This window comes from Sphingobium sp. ba1, from assembly GCF_000743655.1.
Taxonomy (GTDB): domain Bacteria; phylum Pseudomonadota; class Alphaproteobacteria; order Sphingomonadales; family Sphingomonadaceae; genus Sphingobium.
On the sequence record NZ_JPPQ01000083.1, the window covers coordinates 585,313 to 591,337 of the forward strand.

The 6,025-nt window shown below is 61.3% G+C and carries 6 protein-coding genes and 1 pseudogene; 3 read left to right on the forward strand and 4 right to left on the reverse strand.

The window, feature by feature from the left end; translation table 11 throughout:
• Positions 1-738: 30S ribosomal protein S2 (rpsB, locus tag IL54_RS21945; RefSeq protein WP_037480834.1), on the reverse strand; the 738-nt coding region annotated here is incomplete at its 3' end.
• 257 nt (positions 739-995) lie between these two features.
• On the opposite strand from rpsB, the gene IL54_RS21950 reads away from it, so the two are divergent.
• Positions 996-1,220, forward strand: coding sequence for a hypothetical protein (locus tag IL54_RS21950; RefSeq protein WP_037480470.1), 225 nt, complete (start codon positions 996-998; stop codon positions 1,218-1,220).
• 7 nt (positions 1,221-1,227) lie between these two features.
• Here IL54_RS21950 and IL54_RS21955 read toward each other — a convergent pair whose 3' ends face one another.
• Complete coding sequence (locus tag IL54_RS21955) at positions 1,228-2,013, reverse strand: CDP-alcohol phosphatidyltransferase family protein (protein WP_037480472.1); 786 nt, start codon at positions 2,011-2,013, stop codon at positions 1,228-1,230.
• On the reverse strand, positions 2,010-2,744 hold the full coding sequence (locus tag IL54_RS21960) for a phosphatidylserine decarboxylase (RefSeq protein WP_037480837.1): 735 nt from the start codon (positions 2,742-2,744) through the stop codon (positions 2,010-2,012). The genes IL54_RS21955 and IL54_RS21960 overlap by 4 nt, the downstream gene beginning before the upstream one ends.
• Positions 2,745-2,902: 158 nt before the next feature.
• Between IL54_RS21960 and IL54_RS21965 the strand changes: the two genes are divergently transcribed.
• Together IL54_RS21965 and IL54_RS21970 are read left to right on the forward strand one after the other, a co-directional pair.
• Positions 2,903-4,123, forward strand: a complete 1,221-nt coding sequence (locus IL54_RS21965; protein WP_037480840.1) for an NADP-dependent isocitrate dehydrogenase — start codon at positions 2,903-2,905, stop codon at positions 4,121-4,123.
• Positions 4,124-4,219: 96 nt separating this feature from the next.
• Positions 4,220-5,833, forward strand: coding sequence for a bifunctional GNAT family N-acetyltransferase/carbon-nitrogen hydrolase family protein (locus IL54_RS21970; RefSeq protein WP_037480474.1), 1,614 nt, complete (start codon positions 4,220-4,222; stop codon positions 5,831-5,833).
• A 5-nt stretch (positions 5,834-5,838) separates the two neighbouring features.
• Here the strand turns inward: IL54_RS21970 and IL54_RS23550 are convergent.
• A pseudogene (locus IL54_RS23550) lies at positions 5,839-6,025 on the reverse strand (beta-hexosaminidase); the annotation flags it as partial.

A 6,025-nucleotide genomic window follows, 5' to 3' on the forward strand; every position in this document is an offset into this window, starting at 1 on the left:
TTCCGCCATCGGCTCGTCCATCGCGCCCAGGTCGACGCCCGAAGCCTGCTGCGCACCACGGTTGCCCTTGGTCGCGGCGGCCGCAATGGCGTCACAATAAAGGCGGATGGCGCGGCTGGCGTCGTCGTTCGCGGGAACCGGGAAGGCGATGCCGTCGGGCGAGACGTTCGAATCGAGGATCGCGACGACTGGGATACCCAGCGTGTTGGCTTCCTTGATCGCCAGTTCTTCCTTGTTCGCGTCGATCACGAACATGACATCGGGAATGCCGCCCATGTCGCGAATGCCGCCGAGCGACATTTCGAGCTTCTCATGCTCGCGCGTCATCTGAAGCACTTCCTTCTTGGTCAGGCCGTGGGTGTCACCCTGCAGCTTTTCCTCAAGGGTCTTCAAGCGCTTGATCGAACCGGAAATGGTCTTCCAGTTAGTGAGCATACCGCCCAGCCAGCGATGGTTGACGAAATGCTGGCCGGACTTGCGCGCGGCCTCGGCGATCGGATCCTGCGCCTGGCGCTTGGTGCCGACGAACAGCACCTTGCCACCGGCGGCAACCGTACCCGACACGAAGTCGAGTGCGCGGCCGAACAGGGGCACGGTCTGCGACAGGTCAAGGATGTGGATGCCGTTGCGCTCGCCGAAAATATACGGCTTCATGCGCGGATTCCAGCGATGGGTCTGGTGGCCAAAATGCGCGCCAGCGTCGATCAATTGGTGCATGGTGACAACAGGAGCCGCCATAAGATAATCTCCTTCCGGTTAATGCCTCTGGGAATCGGGAACCGCAGAGAGCCTGAAAGGCCACCGCCAGCACCGGATATGATGATTCCCATGTGGAATGAGGCGCGCTTTTAACGCCGCAGAAAATAATGTGCAAGGCTTGACTTGCGCCGCAAACCGGAACATAAAGTGAACAAACGGAACAAAGGCGGTGCGCTGCCGTTGAAACCGTCATAGTGAGGCCAGCCGTGCAAATGGCAAGATGGAAAGTGACGTTGATGTTCACATTCGTTGCAGCGACCCTGTTTCTTGGCGCATTCCTGATGGCTGTGGGAACCATAGCATGGATGTTCCTACTCTATCATGACAAGATGATCGCCGCGCTCCAGTTCGAGCCGATCCCGCACACGCCCGTTTACCATGTGCGTATCCGTCGGCCTCGCGCCGCCGATGCAGGCCGCGTTGCTGCCGTCCGGGTACCGAACAGCGTTTTCGCGGCCTGATCGTTTATTAGGCAGTCGCTGGCGGTTCCGCCTCGCGGGTCCGCACGACCTTGGCATAGGAGATGATGCCGAACGGTATCAGGGCCACATAGACGGCGCAGAGCAACAGCAGCGTCAGCCACGGATCGGTTACCAGCAACGCCGCCAGCAACCCGGCAAAGGCAATGACTTCCAACCGGATGCGCTTGCGCAACCGCAGCGCCGACCAGCTATAGGTCGCGATGTTGGAGATCATCAGGAAGGCGACGAACGCCGTCCAGGGTGCCACGACATACCAAGCGCGAAACAAATCTTCGCCCGTCACCAGCCACAGATAGAGCGGAACGAAGGACAGGCCTGCCCCGGCGGGTGCGGGCACGCCGGTCATGAAACCAGCGGATTTATGCGGCTGTTGTTCCGCATCGATATTGGCATTGAACCGCGCCAGGCGCAGCGCGCAGGACAAAGCGTGGGCCAGCGCGAATATCCAGCCGAATTTCGGCATGGCGTGCAGCGACCAGAGATAGAGGATCAACGCCGGCGCAACGCCGAATGCGATCGAATCGGACAGCGAATCCAGTTCCGCGCCGAATCGGCTTTCGCCGCGCAGCATACGGGCGATCCGGCCATCCAGTCCATCCAGCACCCCGGCAAAGATGATCGACAGCACGGCCCGCTCCCAATCGCCCGATATGCCGTAGCGCACGCCGGTCAGGCCAAAGCACAAGGCCATTGCCGTCACCGCATTGGGGGCGAGCATGCGCAGGGTAATGCCCCGCCGCATGCCCTGTGGCACGGCACGCCGCCGCCTCATTGCTGAATACCGGCGACGACCCGGCGATCACCCATTTGCCCCAGGATGGTTTCGCCGGCGATGGTGCGCTGGCCCAGGATCACGCGCGGCGCGGTTCCGGCGGGCAGATAGACATCGACCCGGCTGCCGAAGCGGATGAGGCCGATGCGCTGCCCCGCTGCGACCATGTCGCCAGGCTTGACGAACGGCACGATCCGGCGCGCCACCAGGCCCGCAATCTGCGTGAAGCCGATGCGCACGCCGTCATGGCGTTCGACCAATATATGCTGGCGCTCATTATCCTCGCTCGCCTTGTCGAGATCGGCATTGAGGAATTTGCCCGAAATATAGACGACCGACTTGATCGTGCCGCCGATCGGTGTCCGATTGATATGGACGTCGAAAACGCTCATGAAAATCGACACGCGGATCATCGGCTGATCGCCAAGGCCATCCACGCCCGCCATTTCGCGCGGCGGCGGCACACGCTGGATCAGCGTCACCAGGCCGTCGGCAGGGGCAATGATCGCGCCCTCATCCTGCGGCACGGCACGCACTGGATCGCGGAAGAAGGCGAAGACCCAGATCGTCACCATCAGCATCAGCCATCCCAGCACCTCCCATCCCAGCAGGAACAGGAGCGCCGTGATCGCGACCGCGATCAGGCCGAATTTCATCCCTTCCGGGTGAACCGAAGGAAAGCGCCATTTGACATTGCCGCCAGCGGCGATCGTGATTTCGTTATTGTCCATGGCCACCATCTTTAGGGGGAGAGCTTCCCCCTGACAACGGCCGATCCCGGCGAAGGCTCCGCTCTGTCATATAACTGTGCCTGCGCAGTTGAACATTCTGCCCGCTTTGCCTAGGGCGATTGCCAAATCCACCCACGATGAAGAAGGCGAACAGGCGCATGGCGAAGATCAAGGTGAAGAACCCGGTCGTTGAGATTGACGGCGATGAAATGACCCGGATCATCTGGGAATGGATCCGCGAGCGGCTGATCCTCCCCTATCTCGACATCGACCTCAAATATTATGACCTGTCCGTCCAGAAGCGCGACGAGACGAACGACCAGATCACGGTCGATTGCGCCAATGCGATCAAGCAATATGGCGTCGGCGTGAAGTGCGCCACCATCACGCCCGACGAACAGCGCGTCGAGGAATTCAACCTCAAGTCGATGTGGAAGTCGCCCAACGGCACGATCCGCAACATTCTGGGCGGTGTCGTCTTCCGCGAGCCCATCGTCATCAAGAACGTCCCCCGCCTGGTCCCCGGCTGGACCGACCCGATCGTCATCGGCCGCCACGCTTTTGGCGACCAGTATAAGGCGACCGACTTTCTGGTCCCCGGCCCCGGCAAGCTGCGCCTGATCTGGGACGGCGAAAATGGCGAGAAGATCGAAAAGGAAGTGTTCGACTTCCCGGCCGCTGGCGTTGCTATGGGCATGTATAATCTGGACGAATCGATCCGCGATTTCGCCAAGGCGAGCATGAACTATGCGCTCGACCGTGGATGGCCGCTGTACCTTTCGACCAAGAACACCATCCTCAAGGCCTATGATGGCCGCTTCAAAGATCTGTTCCAGGAAGTGTTCGACGCCGAATTCGCCGACAAGTTCAAGGCGGCGGGCATTGTCTATGAGCATCGCCTGATCGACGACATGGTCGCGTCCGCGCTCAAGTGGAGCGGCAAGTTCGTCTGGGCCTGCAAGAATTATGACGGCGACGTCCAGTCGGACACCGTGGCGCAGGGCTTCGGCTCGCTCGGCTTGATGACCTCGGTCCTTCTCTCGCCCGACGGCAAGACGGTGGAAGCCGAAGCGGCGCATGGCACCGTCACCCGCCACTATCGCCAGCATCAGCAGGGCAAGGCGACCTCGACCAACCCTATCGCGTCGATCTTCGCCTGGACGCAGGGCCTGTCCTTCCGTGGCAAGTTCGACGGCACCCCCGAAGTCACCAAATTCGCCGAAACCCTTGAGCGCGTCTGCATCAAGACCGTCGAAGATGGCGCGATGACCAAGGATCTGGCGCTGCTGATCGGCCCGGAACAGGCGTGGATGACGACGGAACAGTTTTTCGAACAGATCCGCGTCAATCTGGAAACCGAAATGGCCAAGTGGAACTGATAGGCTCCTGAAGCTTTCAGTACGGAAACGGAATGAGGCGGTGCCGATTATTCGGTGCCGCCTTTTCCATAGCCATCGCGCCGAGGGAAGAAAGCCATGACAACAGCCACGCAGAAACGCCTTGAGGTGCGCCCGGCGGTGCCGACCGACGTGCGCGCGATCATCCGACTTATCGCCCGCGTCTATCCGGGCCTACCCAATTATTCCCCCGCCACAGTGCGCGGCCAGATCAACAATTTCCCCGATGGCTGCTTCGTCGCGCTCTACGATAACAAGGTCGTGGGCTATTGCGCGACGATGCGGGTCAGCAAGGGCATGGCCTTTGCCTGGCATGATTGGGAGGAAATCACCGCCAACGGCTTTGGCACGCGCCACAGTGCGGCGGGCGAATGGCTCTATGGCTATGAGATGGCGGTGGACCCCAAGCTGCGCGGCCTGCGCATCGGCCAGCGCCTCTATGACGAACGCAAGGAACTGGCCGAGCAACTCGATTTGCACGGCATCGTCATTGCCGGCCGGATGCCGGGCTATCTGCGCGCCAAGCGCAAGGTCGAAGGCCCCAAAGATTATCTGGACAAGGTCGCCGCGGGCAAGATCCGCGATCAGGTCGTCAGCTTCCAGCTCAAGAACCAGTTCGAACCGCTGGGCGTGCTGGAAAATTATCTGCCCGAAGACAAGCAGTCCGATGGCCACGCCGCACATCTGGTCTGGCGCAACCCCTATGTCGATCCCGACGAAGCGCCCGAAATGCGCGTGCCGCGCGGCGTCGAAAGCGTCCGCCTCGCCACCTGCCAGTTGCAGGCGCGCGCGGTCGAGGATTTCGAGGGGTTCGTCCGCAACATCGAATATTTCGTCGATGTCGCGGCGGACTATCGCTCCGACTTCATCGTCTTCCCTGAGCTTTTCACCCTGCCCCTGCTGTCGTTCGAGACCAAGAAGCTCAATCCGATGGAGGCGATCGACAAGCTCACCAGCTATACCCCGCGCCTGACCAAGGAACTGACGCGGATGGCGCTGCAATATAATATCAACATCATCGGCGGCTCCCACCCGACCCGCGCCGATGATGGCGACATCCAGAATATCGCTTATGTCGCGCTACGCGATGGCTCGGTTCACACGCAGGAAAAAATCCACCCCACCCCCAATGAATCCTTCTGGTGGAACATCAAGGGTGGCGATTCGCTCGACGTGATCCAGACCGACTGCGGGCCGATCGGCGTCCTCATCTGCTATGACAGCGAGTTTCCCGAACTGGCCCGTCGCCTGGTCGATCAGGGCGCGCGGATCATCTTCGTGCCCTTCTGCACCGATTCGCGCCTAGGCTATATGCGGGTGCGTTACTGCGCGCAGGCGCGGGCGATCGAGAATCAATGCTATGTCGTGATGTCAGGCAATGTCGGCAACCTGCCCAATGTCGACAATATGGACATTCAATATGCGCAGAGCGCGATCCTGACGCCATGCGACCTGCCCTTCGCGCGCGATGGCATTGCGGCGGAATCGACCGAGAATGTCGAGACGCTGACGATGGCCGACGTGAACCTGGCGGACCTGAGCTGGGCACGGGCCGAAGGGACCGTCCGCAACCTGCGCGACCGGCGGTTCGACCTCTATCATATCGAATGGGACAGCAATCCCGACCATGGCCATGCGCCCAGTGGCGGTCCCGTTCCCGCCGGGGGCCATAATTCACCCGGCGGCGGCTAAGGCGATCAGGCCGCGACCGGTTCCAGCAGCCGGTCGCGCGTCGCCAGCAGCGCTTCGAGCGGCGGCTGATCCGCGCCGCGCGTAACGCTGGCCATCGCGCGGTCGAGCCGTAGGCGGGACTCCGCTCGCATATCGGGCAAGGCGTCGGCGATGGCGACCATGTCGTCCATCCGCCCCCAGCAATTGAGCGCC

Coding starts and splice junctions, on each gene's coding strand:
- IL54_RS21950 (WP_037480470.1), top strand. CDS start 996: ATGTTCACATTCGTTGCAGCGACCCTGTTTCTTGGCGCATTCCTGATG.
- IL54_RS21955 (WP_037480472.1), bottom strand. CDS start 2,013: ATGAGGCGGCGGCGTGCCGTGCCACAGGGCATGCGGCGGGGCATTACC.
- IL54_RS21960 (WP_037480837.1), bottom strand. CDS start 2,744: ATGGACAATAACGAAATCACGATCGCCGCTGGCGGCAATGTCAAATGG.
- IL54_RS21965 (WP_037480840.1), top strand. CDS start 2,903: ATGGCGAAGATCAAGGTGAAGAACCCGGTCGTTGAGATTGACGGCGAT.
- IL54_RS21970 (WP_037480474.1), top strand. CDS start 4,220: ATGACAACAGCCACGCAGAAACGCCTTGAGGTGCGCCCGGCGGTGCCG.